This window comes from Streptomyces sp. NPDC060232, from assembly GCF_042726555.1.
Classification (GTDB): domain Bacteria; phylum Actinomycetota; class Actinomycetes; order Streptomycetales; family Streptomycetaceae; genus Streptomyces.
The window spans coordinates 255177-272306 of record NZ_JBHXAG010000009.1; the positions used below are offsets into that span (position 1 = coordinate 255177).

The 17130-nt window shown below is 73.1% G+C and carries 17 protein-coding genes; 7 read left to right on the forward strand and 10 right to left on the reverse strand.

Translation table 11 applies throughout. The features are described from left to right. Window positions 1-79: 79 nt before the first annotated feature. The 3 genes from rplT to infC form a co-directional block, all read right to left on the reverse strand. Entirely contained in the window at window positions 80-466 is a 387-nt protein-coding gene (rplT, locus tag ACFWFZ_RS16220; protein ID WP_007263143.1) for a 50S ribosomal protein L20, read from the reverse strand. A gap of 107 nt (window positions 467-573) precedes the next feature. Beyond that, window positions 574-768 (reverse strand): 50S ribosomal protein L35, encoded by a 195-nt coding sequence (gene rpmI / locus ACFWFZ_RS16225; protein WP_030012385.1) that lies wholly within the window; start codon window positions 766-768, stop codon window positions 574-576. A gap of 104 nt (window positions 769-872) precedes the next feature. Beyond that, window positions 873-1586, reverse strand: coding sequence for a translation initiation factor IF-3 (gene infC, locus ACFWFZ_RS16230; protein WP_387122629.1), 714 nt, complete (start codon window positions 1584-1586; stop codon window positions 873-875). A 326-nt stretch (window positions 1587-1912) separates the two neighbouring features. On the opposite strand from infC, the gene ACFWFZ_RS16235 reads away from it, so the two are divergent. Further along, window positions 1913-2296, forward strand: a complete 384-nt coding sequence (locus ACFWFZ_RS16235) for a DUF1844 domain-containing protein (RefSeq protein WP_356813809.1) — start codon at window positions 1913-1915, stop codon at window positions 2294-2296. 71 nt (window positions 2297-2367) lie between these two features. Here the strand turns inward: ACFWFZ_RS16235 and ACFWFZ_RS16240 are convergent, their stop codons facing one another. Genes ACFWFZ_RS16240 through ACFWFZ_RS16250 form a run of 3 tightly spaced genes read right to left on the reverse strand, consistent with a single transcriptional unit; the run spans window position 2368 to window position 5233 of the window. After that, a complete protein-coding gene (locus tag ACFWFZ_RS16240; RefSeq protein WP_387122633.1) occupies window positions 2368-3108 on the reverse strand; it encodes an SseB family protein in 741 nt (246 codons plus the stop codon). A gap of 41 nt (window positions 3109-3149) precedes the next feature. Then, window positions 3150-4391 carry a type VII secretion-associated serine protease mycosin gene (mycP, locus tag ACFWFZ_RS16245; RefSeq protein ID WP_387122636.1) on the reverse strand — a complete coding sequence of 414 codons (1242 nt, stop codon included), beginning with the start codon at window positions 4389-4391 and terminating at the stop codon, window positions 3150-3152. Further along, the gene (locus ACFWFZ_RS16250; protein WP_387122639.1) at window positions 4388-5233 is read right to left on the reverse strand and encodes a hypothetical protein; all 846 of its coding nucleotides are present in this window, start codon (window positions 5231-5233) and stop codon (window positions 4388-4390) included. The genes mycP and ACFWFZ_RS16250 overlap by 4 nt, the downstream gene beginning before the upstream one ends. Window positions 5234-5618: 385 nt before the next feature. On the opposite strand from ACFWFZ_RS16250, the gene ACFWFZ_RS16255 reads away from it, so the two are divergent. After that, complete coding sequence (locus tag ACFWFZ_RS16255) at window positions 5619-6818, forward strand: amino acid deaminase/aldolase (protein WP_387122642.1); 1200 nt, start codon at window positions 5619-5621, stop codon at window positions 6816-6818. Between the two features lie 110 nt (window positions 6819-6928). Here the strand turns inward: ACFWFZ_RS16255 and ACFWFZ_RS16260 are convergent, their stop codons facing one another. From ACFWFZ_RS16260 to ACFWFZ_RS16270, 3 genes are all read right to left on the reverse strand, one after another. Next, window positions 6929-7714: a 3-oxoacyl-ACP reductase gene (locus ACFWFZ_RS16260; RefSeq protein WP_387122645.1), complete on the reverse strand. Its 786-nt coding sequence runs from the start codon at window positions 7712-7714 to the stop codon at window positions 6929-6931. Window positions 7715-7719: 5 nt separating this feature from the next. Continuing rightward, window positions 7720-9066, reverse strand: a complete 1347-nt coding sequence (locus ACFWFZ_RS16265; RefSeq protein WP_387122648.1) for an aldehyde dehydrogenase family protein — start codon at window positions 9064-9066, stop codon at window positions 7720-7722. Between the two features lie 70 nt (window positions 9067-9136). Continuing rightward, window positions 9137-10507 (reverse strand): glutamine synthetase family protein, encoded by a 1371-nt coding sequence (locus tag ACFWFZ_RS16270; protein WP_387122651.1) that lies wholly within the window; start codon window positions 10505-10507, stop codon window positions 9137-9139. A 77-nt stretch (window positions 10508-10584) separates the two neighbouring features. On the opposite strand from ACFWFZ_RS16270, the gene ACFWFZ_RS16275 reads away from it, so the two are divergent. The 4 genes from ACFWFZ_RS16275 to ACFWFZ_RS16290 all read left to right on the forward strand — a co-directional run bounded on the left by ACFWFZ_RS16275 (window position 10585) and on the right by ACFWFZ_RS16290 (window position 14647). Continuing rightward, a complete protein-coding gene (locus tag ACFWFZ_RS16275; protein WP_387122653.1) occupies window positions 10585-11331 on the forward strand; it encodes a FadR/GntR family transcriptional regulator in 747 nt (248 codons plus the stop codon). A gap of 135 nt (window positions 11332-11466) precedes the next feature. After that, window positions 11467-12945 (forward strand): ethanolamine permease, encoded by a 1479-nt coding sequence (gene eat, locus ACFWFZ_RS16280; RefSeq protein ID WP_387122656.1) that lies wholly within the window; start codon window positions 11467-11469, stop codon window positions 12943-12945. Between the two features lie 44 nt (window positions 12946-12989). Further along, the gene (locus tag ACFWFZ_RS16285) at window positions 12990-13697 is read left to right on the forward strand and encodes a gamma-glutamyl-gamma-aminobutyrate hydrolase family protein (RefSeq protein WP_387122659.1); all 708 of its coding nucleotides are present in this window, start codon (window positions 12990-12992) and stop codon (window positions 13695-13697) included. A gap of 131 nt (window positions 13698-13828) precedes the next feature. Next, complete coding sequence (locus ACFWFZ_RS16290; RefSeq protein WP_387122662.1) at window positions 13829-14647, forward strand: hypothetical protein; 819 nt, start codon at window positions 13829-13831, stop codon at window positions 14645-14647. Here the strand turns inward: ACFWFZ_RS16290 and ACFWFZ_RS16295 are convergent. Further along, window positions 14644-15567: a LysR family transcriptional regulator gene (locus ACFWFZ_RS16295; protein ID WP_387122665.1), complete on the reverse strand. Its 924-nt coding sequence runs from the start codon at window positions 15565-15567 to the stop codon at window positions 14644-14646. The genes ACFWFZ_RS16290 and ACFWFZ_RS16295 overlap by 4 nt on opposite strands. Window positions 15568-15637: 70 nt before the next feature. Between ACFWFZ_RS16295 and ACFWFZ_RS16300 the strand changes: the two genes are divergently transcribed. After that, window positions 15638-16756: a TDT family transporter gene (locus tag ACFWFZ_RS16300; RefSeq protein ID WP_387122668.1), complete on the forward strand. Its 1119-nt coding sequence runs from the start codon at window positions 15638-15640 to the stop codon at window positions 16754-16756. Window positions 16757-17130: the final 374 nt, after the last annotated feature.

Sequence of the window (17130 nt, forward strand, 5' to 3'; positions counted from 1 at the left end):
TGCGGGGAAAGCACTCGGACCCGCAGGCGCATCGCCTGCGGGTCCGAGGATGCCGACCGCTCATGCGGCCGGCCAGGCCTTACGCGGCGGCCTTGGGGGCGTTGACGTCGGCCGGGAGCGCCTTCTGCGCGACCTCGACGAGCGCGGCGAACGCGTTGGCGTCGTTGACGGCCAGCTCCGCGAGGATCTTGCGGTCCACCTCGATGTTGGCGGCCTTCAGACCCTGGATGAGGCGGTTGTACGTCATGCCGTTCTGGCGGGCAGCGGCGTTGATGCGCTGGATCCACAGCTGACGGAAGTCGCCCTTGCGCTTCTTGCGGTCGTTGAAGTTGTAGACCAGCGAGTGGGTGACCTGCTCCTTGGCCTTGCGGTACAGGCGCGAACGCTGACCGCGGTAGCCGGAGGCCGCCTCGAGGATCGCCCGGCGCTTCTTGTGGGCGTTTACTGCCCGCTTGACGCGTGCCACTTTTTAACTCCTTGTAGCGGGGCCGTGGGTGTCTTCACACGACCCGGAAATTCGATGGGGTCCCGGTCTCGACATGCATCCGCTCCCGGCAGGGGGAGCGGAGGATGTCAGATGCCGAGAAGCTTCTTGATCTTCGCGGCGTCGCCGGGAGCCATCTCCGCGTTGCCGGTGAGGCGGCGGGTGACACGGGACGACTTGTGCTCGAGCAGGTGGCGCTTGCCGGCGCGCTCGCGGAGCACCTTGCCGGAGCCGGTGACCTTGAAGCGCTTCTTGGTACCGCTGTGCGTCTTGTTCTTCGGCATGGCGCCGTTATCTCCTCGTCGGTGGCGCTCCCTCGCCGGTCCGGTCCGGACCGGCGTGTGGGAGCGTCATGTTGTGTAGGTGATTCGAGACAGGTGCCTCGGAATCAGGCCTCGGCGTTCGCCTCACCGGCGTCGGCCTCGGTGACCTCGGCATCCTTGGCGTCCGTCGCCTCGACCGGGGCGGCCTCCTCGGAAGGAGTCGCCTCGTCGGCAGCGGCGGCACCCTGGCGCTCGGCCTTGCGGGCGGCCTGCGCCTCGCGGGCTTCGGCCATCGCCTCGGTCTTCTTCTTGTGCGGACCGAGGACCATGATCATGTTTCGGCCGTCCTGCTTCGGGTTCGACTCGATGAAGCCGAGCTCCTCGACGTCCGAAGCGAGACGCTGCAGCAGTCGGTAGCCGAGTTCCGGCCTGGACTGCTCGCGACCGCGGAACATGATCGTGATCTTGACCTTGTCGCCCTGCTTGAGGAACCGAACGACGTGACCCTTCTTGGTGTCATAGTCGTGCGGGTCGATCTTCGGCCGGAGCTTCATTTCCTTGATGACCGTGTGCGCCTGGTTCTTGCGCGCCTCACGGGCCTTCATGGCCGACTCGTACTTGAACTTGCCGTAGTCCATGAGCTTGCAGACCGGCGGGCGTGCGGACGCCGCGACCTCGACCAGGTCGAGGTCGTACTCCTGCGCGAGCTCAAGCGCCTTGGCAAGCGGCACGATGCCGACCTGCTCGCCGCTGGGACCGACGAGTCGTACCTCGGGAACGCGAATCCGGTCGTTGATGCGGGGCTCGGTGCTGATGGATCCTCCTCGGTAGCACCACACGACTGCCTGGCAGACAGCCGCTGACGTGTATTTCCGTCAGACCGACCACAGCGGGAGAATGAAAAAAGCCCCGCCGGGCACAGGCAGGGGCTCCAAGACAACCGGAGCACCGCCGCATGCGAAGACGCGGGGCGCAGACTCGGGCGGCTTTCCATCGTCCGTACGGAACGATGGATGCCGCCTGACCGGTGACCCGCCGCCCCGGAAGGCGGTCAGGTGGGAGAACGGAGCCTCCACTTGTGGGCCGGACACCACAGCATCCGGCCGGTCGATGTACATACTAGCACCCGCGTTGCAAGCCCGCCGCACGGCATATCGTGGTCCGCATGACTGACGCGACGCCCTCCACCTCCACCGAAACCACTGCCGACGGCACCCCCGACTACGACGCCATGACCCGCGACATCGCGGACGTGCCCGCCGTCGAGGTGATCACCACGGTGGCCGTGCACCTGCTGAGCGCCGCGGCGGTCAACCTGGGCCTGGACAAGCCGGACTCCGAGCACAAGGACCTCGACGAGGCCCGCAAGCTGATCACGGCCCTCGCCGGCCTGGTCACCGCGAGCGCCACCGAGATCAGCTCCTTCCACGCCGCCCCGCTGCGCGACGGCCTGAAGTCGCTCCAGCTGGCCTTCCGCGAGGCCTCGATCGTCCCGGACGAGCCGGGCCAGGGCCCGGGCGAGAAGTTCACCGGCCCCGTCTTCGGCTGATCCCCGCTGCGGGACACCACGCAGGAGGGGCGGGCCGTGCCTGATGTCACGGCCCGCCCCTCCTGCGTCGTTCAGCGGGTGAAGAGCGGCTCGCCGGGCGGGGACGGGGCGTCCGACGGCAGCAGTGCCAGGTTCAGGCCCCGCACCAGGCGGGCCCTCAGCGTGGTGTCCGCCGCCAGGGCCTCCGCGACCCGGCGGGCCGCGGCGGGGGCCTGGGCACCGGCGGCCGGCACGATCGCGAGGATCCCGTCGGCGTCCGCGCCGCCCGGCCCGAGGTGGGCGCGGAGCACGTCGGGCTCGGCGGACACGACCGCCCGTACGGCCTCCCGTACGGCGGGGTCGGCCAGCGGGTCGGTGTCCGTGCGGCCCTCGGCGAGCGCGAGCAGCGCGGGGCCGGTCAGCTGGTAGGCGACCGGGCCGGCCAGGTCCAGCACCACCGTGTCGGCCTTCTCGTGCGCGGCGGCCGCCAGCGCCTGGTGCAGCGGTACGGCCACCGGCCGGGCGGCCGGGTCCCAGAGCGCGAGCGAGGCCGTAGAGGTGAAGGCGGGCAGGGCCAGCCGGTCGCCCGCCCGCAGGGTCGGGACGGCCATGTCGCTGGTCTTCTCCCGCTTGAGGCCGGTCTCGGGGTCGGTCTCCACCTCACCGAGCACGGCGACCACCGGGACCAGCAGCCGGGCGCCCCCCAGCGCCGCCAGGACCCGCGGCTCCTGCGTGCGGTCCTCGGCCCAGGCGGCGAGGGCCGCGGTCAGCTCGGGATCGGCGGAGCCGTCGTCGTCGGAGAAGCCCGGGTCGGGAATGTTCTTGTTCGCCATGTTCGCCACAGTTACCCGACCCTACTGTGCCGGGTACGCGCCTACTGTGCCGGGTACGCGTCGCGGTCCCGGGGACCCCGGCGCGGGCGCCGGGCCAGTACGGCGGCCAGGACGAGCAGCCCCGCCCCGGCCACCGCGGCGGCCGGGGCGCCGAGCCGGGCGCCCCGCTCGGGCCGGCGGACCGGCTCGGGGCCCGGGCCGAAGTAGCGGCTCGCGGCCGCGGCCGGAGCGGGCACCGCGGCCTCCGCCCGCATCGCCTCCGCGACCTGGAGTGCGGCGGCGGGATCCACCGTTCCGTGTCCGCGGGCGTCGTCGCGGCCGCCGGCCGGGGAGTCGGAGGCGGTGTCCTCCAGCAGCTTCTTGATCTGGGCCGGGGAGAGGTCGGGGTACGCGGCCTTGACAAGGGCCGCCGCGCCGGAGACGAAGGCCGCGGCGGCGCTGGTGCCCCAGCCCTCGTAGTAGGAGCGGTCGGGGTCGGCGATGACGACGTCGACGCCGGGGGCGCTCACGGTCGCGTACCAGTTGCGCGTGGAGAACTTGGCCTTCCGGCCGCGGCGGTCGACCGCGGTCACGGCGATGACCCCCGGATAGGCGGCGGGATACGAGAGGCGGTCGCCGGACTCGCCGCCGTTGCCCGCGGAGGCGACGACGACCACGCCCTTGGCGAGGGCGTACTGGACGGCCTCGTCCTCGCCCGCCTCGTGGTGGGCGGAGTCGCTGTCGTCTCCGAGGGACAGGTTGATCACGTCTGCGCCGTGGTCCGTCGCCCAGCGGATGCCTTCGGCCAGGGCGCCGCCCTTGCTCTCGCGGGCCTTGGCCCGGCCCGGGTCGCCCTCTTCGAGGATCACCCGCACCGGCAGGATCCGTGCCTGCGGGGCGATGCCGAGCACGCCCTGGCTGCGGCTCGGGCCGTGGCCGTGCCCGGCGATGATGCTCGCCATGGCGGTCCCGTGGCGGGCCCAGGCGCGGTCGCCGGGGCCGGCGCCCATGCCGATGAGGTCGGTGCCGGCGAGGACCTGCCCGGACAGGTCGGGGTGGGACTCGTCGACGCCGGTGTCGAGGACGGCGACGGTCACGCCGTCGCCGCGGGTGGTGCCCCAGGCCTCCTCGGCGCGCAGGGCCAGGAGTCCCCACTGGCGGTCGCGGATGGTGTCGGCGGCGGCGGGGGTGGCGGCGGTCGATGCGAGCAGGGCGGTGGCGGCGAGTACGGCTGAGCCGCGGAGGGTGCGGGCACTGAGGTGGGTGCGGGCACTGAGGTGGGTGCGGGCTCGGGCGGAGGTCATCGTGCGGCCTTCGGGGCGGGTGTGGCTGGTGCGGTGCTTGTGGCCGTTGCCGGGGCCGTTGCCGGGGCCGGTGGGGCGGCGAGGGCCGCGAGGCCGTCCCCGAGGCGGTCGGCGAGCGCCTTGGCCTCGTGGCCGAGGCCCGCCTGGGCGGCGGCTTCCGTGGCGTCCTTCTTCACCAGGTCCTCGGCGGGGCGGGGGGCGTCCTGCGGGCGGCCGTCGGCGAAGGCGGAGACGGCGTAGACGACGACGGGTGCCTCGGCGCGCACCGAAGTGGCCCAGGCGGCGCGCTGGTTGTCGGCGAATCCGTAGGCGGGCGGGGCGGTGAACCGGCCGCCGAGCGAGCGCATGGTGGGCTCGTCGGCGGGGGTGAAGACCATGCCGACGGCGATCAGGGAGCTGCGGGTGGCGTCGGTATAGGTGGCGCGGAGTACGCGGGTGCAGCCGGTGGGGGTCAGCAGTGCCTGCCAGTCGGTCGCGAGGGCGGCCGGGCAGTCGGCGTCGGGGGCGAGCGCGATACGGGTCCATGTGCGGTCGGCGCCGCCGGGGCCGGCCGAGGGGCCGGCGAGGACGGGCGGGAGGAGGCTGTCCACGGGGGCGGCGCGCCACAGCGAGCCGGCCTTGCGGTAGGCGGCGTCGGCGGGCAGGGGGCTGTTCGCGGCACGGTGTTCGGCCCAGGTGGTGACGGCGGCTCCGCCGACGAGGCCGCCGCCGAGGATGAGGCAGAGCGTGGCGGCCGCGACGCGGGCGGGGTGGCGGCGGGGCGGGGCGTGTGCGGGCTGGGGCGGCGGGGACCAGGGGTCGGGCTCGCCCGGAATCGTGGTCCGCGGTGTCGTCGTGGTCATCCGGCGGCTCCGCCCCCCGCTTCCGTACGGCTGCCTGCCCGTACTCTACGGGGTTCGCGGATGCGGCCTGGCGGGGCGGGTCCGGCGGGGCCTCCTTCCAGCCCCGCCGGCGTTCGAGGCGCGGGGGGGGGCGGGGCGGAGGGCCGGGTCTCGACCGCACCCGGCCTCCTCAGCTACGCCACACGCCCTCCCCCGCCCCGGCTCCCCCTCGGCCTCGCCCGACTCCCTTCCAGCCCCGCCGGCGTTCGAGGCGCGGGGTCCGGGGCGGAGCCCCGGGCCGTGAGGCGCACCGGTCCCTCGACCCCGGGGGAGGGGCGGGGCCCGGGGATCGGGGATCGGGGCGGGGGCCTACCCACCGGTACAGACCTCTGGCAAGCTGCCGCCCATGAACTCCGCCGCCGACCGCGCCCGGTACGACCGGGCGACCGCGCACCTGGACGCGCCGCTGGCCATCGTGGATCTCAAGGCCGTCGACGCCAACGCCGACGATCTCGTGCGCCGGGCCGGCGGCAAGCCGGTGCGGGTCGCCAGCAAGTCGGTCCGGTGCCGCGCCCTGCTCGAACGGGTGCTGGCCCGGCCCGGGTTCGCCGGGATCATGTCGTACACGCTCGCCGAGTCGCTCTGGCTGGCCCGCTCCGGGTTCGAGGACGTGCTCCTCGCGTATCCGTCCGCGGACCGGGCCGGTTTCGGCGAGCTGGCGAACGACGCCAAGCTGGCCGCTGCCGTGACCGTGATGGTGGACGATCCCGCGCAGCTGGACCTGATCGACGGGGCCCGTGACGGCGGCGGCGAGGAGATCCGGGTCTGCCTGGAGCTGGACACCTCCCTGCGGTTGCTCGGCGGCCGGATCCGGGTGGGGGCGCGCCGCTCGCCGCTGCGCGAGCCCGCGGAGCTGGCCGCCCTGGCCCGTACGGTCGCCGCCCGGCCCGGGTTCCGGATGGTGGGGCTGATGGCGTACGAGGGGCACGTCGCCGGGGTCGGGGACGCGCTGGCGGGGCGCCCGCTGCGGTCCCGGGCCATCCGGCTGATGCAGGCTGCGGCGCGCAGGGAGCTCGCGGCGCGGCGGGCCGAGGTGGTGGCGGCCGTGCGGGCCGTCGTGCCGGACCTGGAGTTCGTCAACGGCGGCGGTACGGGCAGCGTGCAGCAGACCGCGGCCGAGGACGCGGTGACGGAGATCGCCGCCGGGTCGGGGCTGTACGTGCCGCGGCTCTTCGACAACTACACCTCGTTCAGCGGGCGTCCGGCGGCGCTGTTCGCGCAGCCGGTGGTGCGCAGGCCCGGTGTGGGCGTGGTGACGGTGCTCGGCGGTGGCTATCCGGCCTCCGGGGCGGCCGGCCCGGACCGGCTGCCGGTCCCGTACCTGCCGCAGGGGCTGAGATACGACCCTCAGGAGGGTGCGGGCGAGGTGCAGACGCCGCTGCTGGGAAGCCCGGCCGACGACCTGCTGATCGGCGACCGGGTCTGGTTCCGCCATGCGAAGGCGGGCGAGTTGTGCGAGCGGTTCGACACCCTGCACCTCGTCGAGGGCGATCGGCTCACGGAGAGCGTCCCGACCTACCGGGGCGAGGGCCGTACCTTCCTCTAGCGGGTGCCGGTGCGTCCTCCTCGGTGAGCGGTCGCCCCACCCCGTCCCCGAACGTGACGGCCGGGCGTCGTGCGACGCCCGGCCGGCCGGTGGGGGGGAGGGTGCGGTGGCTACAGCGGGGTGACGTACGCGCCGGAGATGCCGCCGTCGACGAGGAAGTCGGTGGCGTTGATGAAGGACGAGTCGTCGCTGGCGAGGAAGGCGACGGCGGCGGCGATCTCGGTGGGCTCGGCGAACCGGCCCAGCGGGATGTGCACGAGCCGGCGGGCGGCGCGCTCGGGGTCCTTGGCGAACAGCTCCTGGAGCAGCGGGGTGTTGACGGGCCCGGGGCACAGGGCGTTGACGCGGATGCCCTCGCGGGCGAACTGCACGCCGAGCTCGCGGGACATGGCGAGGACGCCGCCCTTGGAGGCGGTGTAGGAGATCTGGGAGGTGGCGGCGCCCATGACGGCGACGAAGGAGGCGGTGTTGATGATGGAGCCGCGGCCCTGGCGCTGCATGTAGGGCAGGGCGGCCTTGCAGCAGAGGTAGACGGAGGTGAGGTTGACGTCCTGGACGCGGCGCCAGGCGTCGAGCTCGGTGGTGAGGATGGAGTCGTCGTCCGGGGGCGAGATGCCGGCGTTGTTGAAGGCGATGTCGACGGAGCCGTAGGTGTCGAAGGCGGTCTTGAAGAGGGCGTCGACGTCTTCCTTGTCGGTGACGTCGACCTTGACGAAGAGGCCGGCGACCTCCTCGGCCGCGGCCTTGCCGGCCGTTTCGTCGATGTCCGCGCAGACGACGTGGGCGCCTTCGGAGGCCAGCCGGCGGGCGGTGGCGAGGCCGATGCCGCTGCCGGCTCCGGTGATGACGGCGGTACGGCCGACCAGGCGGCGGCAGATGATCTCTTCGTTCGACATGTGGTTCAGGCCTCCGTGCTGATGAAGACGTTCTTGGTCTCGGTGAAAGCGGTGAGGGCGTCGGGTCCGAGCTCGCGGCCGAGTCCGGACTGCTTGTAGCCGCCGAAGGGGGTCCAGTAGCGGACGCTGCTGTGGGAGTTGACGGACAGGTTGCCGGCGGCGACGGCGCGCGAGACGCGCAGCGCGCGGCCGATGTCGCGGGTCCAGAGGGAGCCGGAGAGGCCGTAGTCGGTGGCGTTGGCCAGGCGTACGGCGTCCTCCTCGTCCTCGAAGGGCAGGATGACGGCGACCGGGCCGAAGACCTCCTCGGTGGCGACGGGTGCGGTGGGGGCGACGTCCGTGACGAGGGTCGGCGGGTACCAGAAGCCGGGGCCTTCGGGGGCGGTGCCGCGGACGGCGGCGAGGTCGTCGGTGACGAAGGACCGTACGCGGTCCAGCTGGGCCCGTGAGATCAGCGGACCTACTTGCGTCTTCTCGTCGAGCGGGTCGCCCACGGCGACGGCCGCGATGCCGGGGGCGACGAGGTCGAGGAAGCGGTCGTAGGCGGAGCGCTGTACGAGGATGCGGGTGCGGGCGCAGCAGTCCTGGCCGGTGTTGTCGAGGAAGGCCATGGGGGCGGCGGCCGCGGCGGCTTCCAGGTCCGCGTCGGCGAAGACGATGTTGGGGCTCTTGCCTCCGAGTTCGAGGGTGACGCGCTTCACCCGGTCGGCGCACTTGGCCATGATCTGCTTGCCGACGCGCGTGGAGCCGGTGAAGACGATCTTCGCGACGCCGGGGTGTTCGACGAGTGCGTCGCCGGCGACGTCCCCGTGTCCGGGGAGCACCTGGAAGAGGTGCTCGGGGATCCCGGCCTCAAGGGCGAGTTCGGCGAGGCGCAGGGCGGTCAGCGGGGTGGTCTCGGCGGGCTTGAGGATGACGGCGTTGCCTGCGGCGAGCGCCGGGGCCAGGCCCCAGGCGGCGATCGGCATGGGGAAGTTCCAGGGGGCGATCACGCCGATGACGCCGAGGGGTTCGAGGAAGGTGACGTCGATGCCGCCGGCGACGGGGATCTGGCGGCCGGAGAGCCGTTCCACTCCCCCGGCGGCGAAGTCGAGGAGGTCGCGTACGTTGCCGGCTTCCCAGCGGGCGTTGCCGATGGTGTGGCCGGCCTCGCGGACCTCCAGCAGGGCCAGTTCCTCGATGTGCCCGTCGACGACCGCGGCGAAGCGGCGCAGCAGGCGGGCCCGGTCGGCGGGGGCGGCCGCCGCCCAGGCGCGCTGGGCCGCGGCCGCCCGGGCGACGGCGGCGTCGACGTCGTCCCGTGTGGCGGCCGGGACGACGGCGACGAGTTCCTCGGTGGCCGGATTCAGCACTCTCAGGGGGAAAGGGGCCAGCGCATCGGACACGTGGTGCCTCACAGTTTCGGTTCGGTGGCGAGCGTGGCTACAGGCGTTCGAAGGAGCGGCGCAGCTCCCAGTCGGTCACCGCGGAGTCGTAGGCGTCGAGTTCCACGCGGGCCATGTTGCGGTAGTGGGCGACGACCTCGGGGCCGAAGGCGGCCTTGGCGATCTCGCTGTTCTCCCAGAGTTCGGCGGCCTCGCGCAGGGTCGCGGGGACGTGTGCGTAGTCGCCGGTGTAGGCGTTGCCGGTGCAGACCGGCGGCAGCTCCAGGCGGTTCTCGATGCCGTAGAGCCCGGCCGCGACCAGGCCGGCGACGGCGAGGTAGGGGTTGACGTCGCCGCCGGGAAGGCGGTTCTCGAAGCGCATGGAGCGGCCGTGGCCGACGACGCGCAGGGCGCAGGTGCGGTTGTCGAGGCCCCAGGCGACGGCGGTCGGTGCGAAGGATCCCGGCCGGAAACGCTTGTACGAGTTGATGTTCGGGGCGTAGAGAAGGGAGAAGTCGCGCAGCGCGGCGAGCTGGCCGGCCAGGAAGTGGCGCATCACGGGTGACATGCCGTGTTCCTCGTGGCCCTCTCCGGCCATCGCGTTGCGTCCGTCGGCGTCGGTGAGCGAGAGGTGGATGTGGCAGGAGTTGCCCTCGCGCTCGTCGTACTTGGCCATGAAGGTGAGCGAGACGCCTTCCTGGGCGGCGATCTCCTTGGCGCCGGTCTTGTAGACGGAGTGCTGGTCGCAGGTGGTGAGCGCCTCGTCGTAGCGGAAGGCGATCTCGTGCTGGCCGAGGTTGCACTCGCCCTTGGCCGACTCGACGGTCAGGCCGGCGGCCTGCATCTCGTTGCGGATGCGGCGCAGCAGGGGTTCGATGCGGCCGGTCCCGAGGACCGAGTAGTCGATGTTGTACTGGTTGGCGGGGGTCAGGCCGCGGTAGCCCGCGTTCCAGGCCTGTTCGTAGGTGTCCTGGAAGACCATGAACTCCAGCTCGGTGCCGACCATCGCGGTGTAGCCGTGCTCGGCGAGGCGTTCCAGCTGGCGGCGCAGGATCTGGCGGGGTGCGGCCACGACGGGCGTGGCGTCGTTCCAGGCCAGGTCGGCGAGGATGAAGGCGCTGCCCGGGTTCCAGGGGATGCGGCGCAGGGTGGCGGGGTCGGGGTGCATGGCGAAGTCGCCGTAGCCCCGCTCCCACGAGGACATCTCGTAGCCGTCGACGGTGTTCATGTCGGTGTCGACGGCCAGGAGGTAGTTGCAGCCCTCGGTGCCGTGCGCGAGGACCTCGTCCAGGAAGAACTGTGCGGCGAACCGCTTGCCCTGGAGCCGCCCCTGCATGTCGGGGAAGGCCAGGACGACTGTGTCGATCTCACCGCTGGCGACGAGGGCGCGGAGCTCCTCGGGCGCGAGCGGCGGCTTGCGGTCTACCACGGGATTCTCTCCTTCGGTGAGCCGAGGAGGCCTAAGGTATTGAATAGAACCATTGCTTGGGAAGGGGAGGAGCCGAGATGACCGATACGGCGAGCCAGGACGACGCCGCCCGGCGCCTGAATCCGGTGCTGCGCCAGGTGCGGGCGGGCAACGGGTTCGAGGAGGCGCTGCAGCAGATCCTCCAGGTGGTCCGCCTGGGGCTGGTGCCCGGCGGCGAACGGCTTCCGCCCGAGCGCGAGCTGGCGGAGCGGATGGGGATCAGCCGGGTCACCCTGCGCGAGGTCCTGAAAGTACTGCAGGACCAGGGCCTGGTGGAGGCGCGGCGCGGCCGGTACGGCGGAACGTTCGTACTGCCCCGCCCCGACACCCCGGCCGGCGGCGCCGAGGAGGAGCTGCGCAGACGGGTGGCGGGCGTGGACATCGAGGACGTCCTGCGCTTCCGCGAGGTCCTGGAGGTGGGGGCGGCGGGGCTGTGCGCATCCCAGGGGCTGACCGAGGAGGGCACCGAACGGCTGCTCGCCGCGCTGGGGGCCACCCACGACGCCCCGCTCGCCGACTACCGCCGCCAGGACACCCTCTTCCACCTGGCCCTGTGCGAACTGGCCGGGTCCGCCACCCTGACGGCCCAGTACGCGGCCGTCCGGGCCACCGTCAACGACCTGCTCGACTGCATCCCGCTGCTGGTGCGCAACCTGGAGCACTCGCAGCAGCAGCACAGCACGCTGGTCGAGGCGGTCCTGGAACGGGACGCGGCGGGGGCGCGGGAGACCATGCGCGAGCACTGCTGCGGCACGGCGGCGCTGCTGCGGGGCTTCCTCGCCTGAGGCGCGCGGGACGCCGGAGAAGAAAGGCTCCCGAGAGGTATTCGTAACTTCTGTTTTACGCAGAGGTCTTGCGCGCTCCGCTCCCCTGCGGCAAAGGTACGCCCCACAACCATTGCCCTGAGGCAGGAGCGCACGATGGCCGACGACCTCGAAGCACGGCTGACAGCCGAGCCCGCACCCACCACGTCACCCGCCGGCGGCGACGGCCCGGACGACTACCTGGAGCGCCGCACACTGCGCCGCGGCAGCGCCGGCTGGCTGCTCCTGACCGGGCTCGGGGTCGCCTACGTCGTCTCCGGTGACTTCTCCGGCTGGAACGTCGGCCTCGACAAGGGCGGCTTCGGCGGCCTCGCCATCGCCACCGTCCTCATGGGCGCCATGTACGCCTGCCTGGTGTTCTCCCTCGCGGAGCTGTCCAGCATCCTGCCGACCGCGGGCGGCGGCTACGGTTTCGCCCGCCGGGCGCTGGGCCCCTGGGGCGGCTTCCTGACCGGCACGGCCATCCTCATCGAGTACATCCTCGCCCCGGCGGCGATCGTCATCTTCATCGGCGACTACGTGGAGTCCCTGGGCCTCTTCGGCCTCACCTCCAGCTGGCCCGTCTACCTCGGCTGCTTCGTCGTCTTCATCGGCGTGCACCTGTGGGGCGTCGGCGAGGCGCTCCGCTTCAGCCTCGTCGTGACCGCCGTCGCCGTCGCCGCGCTACTGATCTTCGCGGTGGGCGCCTTCACCGAGTTCAGCGCCGACGGCCTCAACGACATCCCGGTCGACGCGAGCGCCTTCGGCTCGAACTCCTGGCTGCCGCTGGGCGTGCTCGGCATCTGGGCCGCGTTCCCCTTCGGCATGTGGTTCTTCCTCGGCGTCGAGGGCGTACCGCTGGCGGCCGAGGAGGCGAAGGACCCGGTCCGCTCCATGCCGAAGGCGCTGTCCATCTCCATGGGCATCCTCGCCCTGCTGGCCCTGATCACCTTCTTCGCCGCGACCGGCGCGCAGGGCGCCGACGCCGTCAGAACGGCCGGCAACCCCCTCGTGGTCGCCCTGGAGGGGGACGGCGGCCCGACCGCGCTGAGCCGCTTCGTGAACTACGCCGGCCTGGCGGGCCTGGTGGCCTCCTTCTTCTCACTCATCTACGCGGGCTCGCGCCAGCTCTTCGCCCTCTCGCGCGCCGGCTACCTGCCGCGCTTCCTCTCGCTCACCTCCCAGCGCAAGGCCCCCTACCTGGGCCTGATCATCCCCGGCGCGATCGGTTTCGCCCTGGCCGCGGCCACCGGCAACGGCGCCCGCATGCTCAACATCGCCGTCTTCGGCGCCACCATCTCCTACGCCCTGATGGCGCTCTCGCACATCGTGCTGCGCCGCCGGGAGCCGCAGCTGGAGCGCCCGTACCGCACCCCGGGCGGGGTCCTGACCTCCTCGGTGGCCTTCGTACTCGCCCTGTCGGCCCTGGTCGCCACCTTCCTGGTGGACAGGGACGCGGCATTCATCGCCCTGGCCGTGTACGCCGTCGCCCTGGCCTACTTCGCGGTCTACAGCCGCCACCACCTCGTGGCGTCGGCCCCCGAGGAGGAGTTCGCGGCCCTCGCGGAAGCCGAGGCGGAACTGGCCCGCGACTGAAACCCTGTCATCGTCCGCCCCTGCCCCTTCCGGAGGTATCGAACGTGCCCAGGCCGCTCATCGGCATCACCACCTACGTCGAGGAATCCACCCGCTACGGGGTGTGGGACCTCCCGACGTCCCTCGTACCGACCGGGTACCACGAACTCGTCCAGGCGGCGGGCGGCGCGGCCGTGCTGCTGCCCCCGGACGAGCCCGGATCGGCGGCGGAGGTGCTGAGCCGGGTGGACGGCCTGGTCGTCGCGGGCGGCCCCGACGTGGACCCGGTCCACTACGGCGCCGCGCGCGACCCCCGTACGGGCGCCCCCGCGACGGTCCGCGACCGGTGGGAGCTGGCCCTGATCGACGCCGCCCTGGCGTCGGACGTACCCGTGCTCGGCATCTGCCGCGGGATGCAGGCGCTGAACGTGGCCCTGGGCGGCACCCTGATCCAGCACATCGACGGGCACGTCGACACCCCGGGCCTCATGTCATGGCACCCGGTCCGCCCAGTCCCGGGCACCCGGTACGCCGGCCTCGTCCCCGAGGAGGCGCAGGTCCCGACCTACCACCACCAGGCGGTCGAGCGCCTGGGCCGCGGCCTGGTCGTCTCGGCGCACGCGCTCGACGGCACGGTGGAGGCCATCGAGCTGCCCGACCCCGCGCGCTGGGTGCTGGGCGTGCAGTGGCACCCGGAGCGGGACGAGGACACCCGGGTGATGGCGTCCCTGATCGAGGCCGCAGCCGTCCGCAGCGCGATCCCGGTGGCCTGACCGACCGCCGGCCGCAGGGCCCCGGCGCCTTCCCCGGCGCCGGGGCCCTACGGCCGGCCCCGTACCCTGCGCCGGTGGGGCGCGAGGTACCACGCATGGTTCTCCCGCCGTCGGGCGCGCACGCTGGATGGGTGAGCACCGACGCGCACCGTACGGCCAAGGGGCCGGTGGCCGGGTTCCTGGACAACCCGGTCGTGGGCATGGCGCCGTGGATCATCTTCTCGCTGCTGGTCGGCCCCGGACGGTTCGAGCTGGCCGTCGGCCTGGCCCTGGCCGCCGCGGTCACCCTCATCGCCGTCGGCCACCTGGTCGACCGCGGCAGCACCTGGAAGCTGCTCGAACTGGCCGACGTGGTCTTCTTCGCGTCGATGGCCGTCATCGGAGCCCTGGTCGACGAGGCAACCCTGCGCTGGCTGGAGACGTACGCCGGCGAGGTGGCCAACATCGCGCTGGCGGTGATCGCCCTCGGCTCGATGGCCGTGCGGATGCCGTTCACCCTCCAGTACGCCCGCGAGCAGGTCGATCCGTCCCTCTGGCACACCCGCGGCTTCCTGCGCACCAACTACATGATCACGGGGTCGTGGGGCATCGCCTTCCTGGTGGCCGCCGCCGCGGGAGCGTACGGGGACCTGGTCCTGCACAACCCGAACAACATCTGGACCGGCTGGATCATCCAGATCCTGGCGATCGTCGCCGCGGTGAAGTTCACCGTCTGGTACCCGGACGTCGCCCGCGCCCGGGCGGGCCGCGAAGCCGCCGGCCTGCCTCCCGAGCCCACACGGTGGGCAGGCTTCCTGGTGCCGCTGGCGGGCCTGCTCGTACCGATCGGCATCGCCGTGCTGATCTTCGACAACATGTGGTGGCTGGGGGCCGCCCTGATCGTCCTGGGCTCGCTCCTGACGAAGACCCTCCAGGCCCGTTCCCACACCCCGGGAACAGAGGCCGGCTAAGGCGTACCCCGGGTCAAGGACAGCAGGTCCCGGGCCGGGCCCGCCGGGCGGGCACCCGCCGGCCAGACGGCCCGCAGGGCCCGGCCGAGCCCGGCGCCGGACACCGGCACCTCCACCAGCCGACGCGCAGCCAGCTCGTCCACGACCGCCAGCTCCGACAGCACGCACGGCCCCGCACCGCCCAGCGTGGCCGCCTTGACCGCCGTCGTCGACGCCAGCTCCAGCAGCGGCGCGGCCAGCCCGCCGTGCCCGGCCAGCGCGGCGTCCAGTACCTGCCGGGTACCCGATCCCCGCTCGCGCAGGATCAGCGGGGTCGCCGCCAGTTCCGCCGCCTGCACACCCCGCGTGCGCCGCGCCCACGGATGGACCGGCGCCACCGCCACGACGAGCCGGTCCTGCGCGATCACCGCCGAATCCAGCCCCTCGGGCACCGTCAGCCCCTCCACGAAGCCGAGGTCGGCCTCGTGCGTGAGCACCCGCTGCACGACCACCGCGGAATTGCCCGCGTGCAGCGACACCGCCGTGTCCGGCCGCTGCCCGCGCAGCGCGATCAGCCACCCCGGCAGCAGGTACTCCGCGATGGTCATGCTGGCCGCCACCCGCAGCCGCGAGTCCCGCCGCCCCCGCAGCGCCTGCGCACCGGCGTCGAAGGCCTCCGCCGCCTCCACCACCCGCCGGGCCCAGTCGGTGACCAGCGCGCCCTCGGCCGTCAGCGTCGACCCCCGCGGGGAACGGTCCACCAGCGCCACACCGAGCCGGGTCTCCATCGCCCGGATGCGGCTGCTCGCCGCGGGCTGGGTGATGCCCAGCCGCCGGGCGGCACCGCTCAGGCTCCCGACGCGGGCCACCGCCAGCAGCAGCTCCAGCGCTCCCAGGTCCGGTACGCGGTGCGCCAGAGGAACCCACTTCTCATCGCCCATAACATCAGTTTATGGCCATATAGAAAGGTGATCCCTGCCGCTCGTTCCGCCCCGGCGTGACGCTGGACCCATGGCCACCACCCTCGTGCGACCCCGCACCCTCACGGAACCCGCGCCCACCGCCCACAAGGCACCGACGCTGCGACACCTCGGCCCGAACTGGTACGCCTCCGTCATGGGCACCGCGATCGTCGCCAACGCCGGCGCGACCCTCCCGTACCAGCTCCCCGGCCAGCGCGTGGCCTGCCAGCTCGTCTGGGCGCTGTCCGCCGTCGCCCTCGCCGTCCTGCTCACCGCCCGCGCCGGGCACTGGCTCCACCACCGCGACCAGGCCCGCGCCCACCTCCTCGACCCCGCCGTCGCCCCCTTCTACGGGTGCCTCTCGATGGCACTGCTGGCCGTCGGCGGCGGCACCCTCATCGTCGGCAGGGACCTCATCGGCACCGGCGCCGCCGTCGCCGTGGACGCCGTGCTCTTCACCGCAGGCACCGCGATCGGCCTGGTCGCGGCCGTGGCCGTGCCCTACCTGATGGTGGTACGCCACAAGATCGAACCGAAGCAGGCCACCCCCGTCTGGCTGCTCCCCCTCGTCGCCCCCATGGTCTCCGCCGCCCTCGGCCCGCTGCTGATACCCCACCTGTCCCCCGGCCAGCCCCGCGAGGCCATGCTGCTCGCCTGCTACGCCATGTTCGGCATCAGCCTGCTCGCCACCCTGCTGATGCTGCCCCTGATCTTCGGCCGACTGATCGTGGGCGGCCCCCTCCCCCTGGCCCTCACTCCGACCCTGTTCCTGGTCCTCGGCCCCCTCGGCCAGTCCACCACCGCGGTGAACCAGCTCGCCGACATGGCCCCCCAGGCCATCGGCGCCCCCTACGCCGGCGCGCTCGGCGCCTTCGCGGTCGTCTACGGGGTGCCCGTGACGGGATTCGCCCTGCTGTGGCTGGCTCTCGCCGTGTGCATGCTGGTCCGGGCGGCCCGGGCCGGCATGGGCTTCGCGATGACCTGGTGGGCGCTGACCTTCCCCGTCGGCACCTGCGTTACCGGCGCCGTCGGCCTGGCCCGCCACACCGGCCTCACCGCCCTCGCCTGGCTCGCCGCGGCCCTCTTCCTCGCCCTGCTGGCCACCTGGCTCCTCGCCACCACCCACACCCTGCGCGGCCTCCTGACGGGCCGCCTCCTCGCCGGCTGAGCCCCATCCCGGCGGGGCGGCTGGCCGCCGAGTTCCTGTGGCCCGGCCCTTCCGCTCCCGCGGCGGGTAGCAGTCCGAGGGCGGCCCCCGGGCCCGGGTCTTCGCCCTGCCGGGCGGGATCCAGGCATAGGTCTGGCCTGCGGGCCGGTCTGCTGGGGCGCCGCCCTTCCGCTCCCGCGGCGGGTAGCAGTCCGAGGGCGGCCCCCGGGCCCGGGTCTTCGCCCTGCCGGGCGGGATCCAGGCATAGGTCTGGCCTGCGGGCCGGTGTGCTGGGGCGCTGCCCTTCCGCTCCCGCGGCGGGTAGCAGTCCGAGGGCGGCCCCCGGGCCCGGGTCTTCGCCCTGCCGGGCGGGATCCAGGCATAGGTCTGGCCTG

Bases quoted from the DNA above. Each gene is read 5' to 3' on its own strand.
- rpmI (WP_030012385.1), bottom strand. From the start codon at position 768: ATGCCGAAGAACAAGACGCACAGCGGTACCAAGAAGCGCTTCAAGGTC.
- ACFWFZ_RS16235 (WP_356813809.1), top strand. From the start codon at position 1,913: ATGACTGACGCGACGCCCTCCACCTCCACCGAAACCACTGCCGACGGC.
- ACFWFZ_RS16240 (WP_387122633.1), bottom strand. From the start codon at position 3,108: ATGGCGAACAAGAACATTCCCGACCCGGGCTTCTCCGACGACGACGGC.
- mycP (WP_387122636.1), bottom strand. From the start codon at position 4,391: ATGACCTCCGCCCGAGCCCGCACCCACCTCAGTGCCCGCACCCACCTC.
- ACFWFZ_RS16250 (WP_387122639.1), bottom strand. From the start codon at position 5,233: ATGACCACGACGACACCGCGGACCACGATTCCGGGCGAGCCCGACCCC.
- ACFWFZ_RS16255 (WP_387122642.1), top strand. From the start codon at position 5,619: ATGAACTCCGCCGCCGACCGCGCCCGGTACGACCGGGCGACCGCGCAC.
- ACFWFZ_RS16260 (WP_387122645.1), bottom strand. From the start codon at position 7,714: ATGTCGAACGAAGAGATCATCTGCCGCCGCCTGGTCGGCCGTACCGCC.
- ACFWFZ_RS16275 (WP_387122653.1), top strand. From the start codon at position 10,585: ATGACCGATACGGCGAGCCAGGACGACGCCGCCCGGCGCCTGAATCCG.
- eat (WP_387122656.1), top strand. From the start codon at position 11,467: ATGGCCGACGACCTCGAAGCACGGCTGACAGCCGAGCCCGCACCCACC.
- ACFWFZ_RS16295 (WP_387122665.1), bottom strand. From the start codon at position 15,567: ATGGGCGATGAGAAGTGGGTTCCTCTGGCGCACCGCGTACCGGACCTG.
- ACFWFZ_RS16300 (WP_387122668.1), top strand. From the start codon at position 15,638: ATGGCCACCACCCTCGTGCGACCCCGCACCCTCACGGAACCCGCGCCC.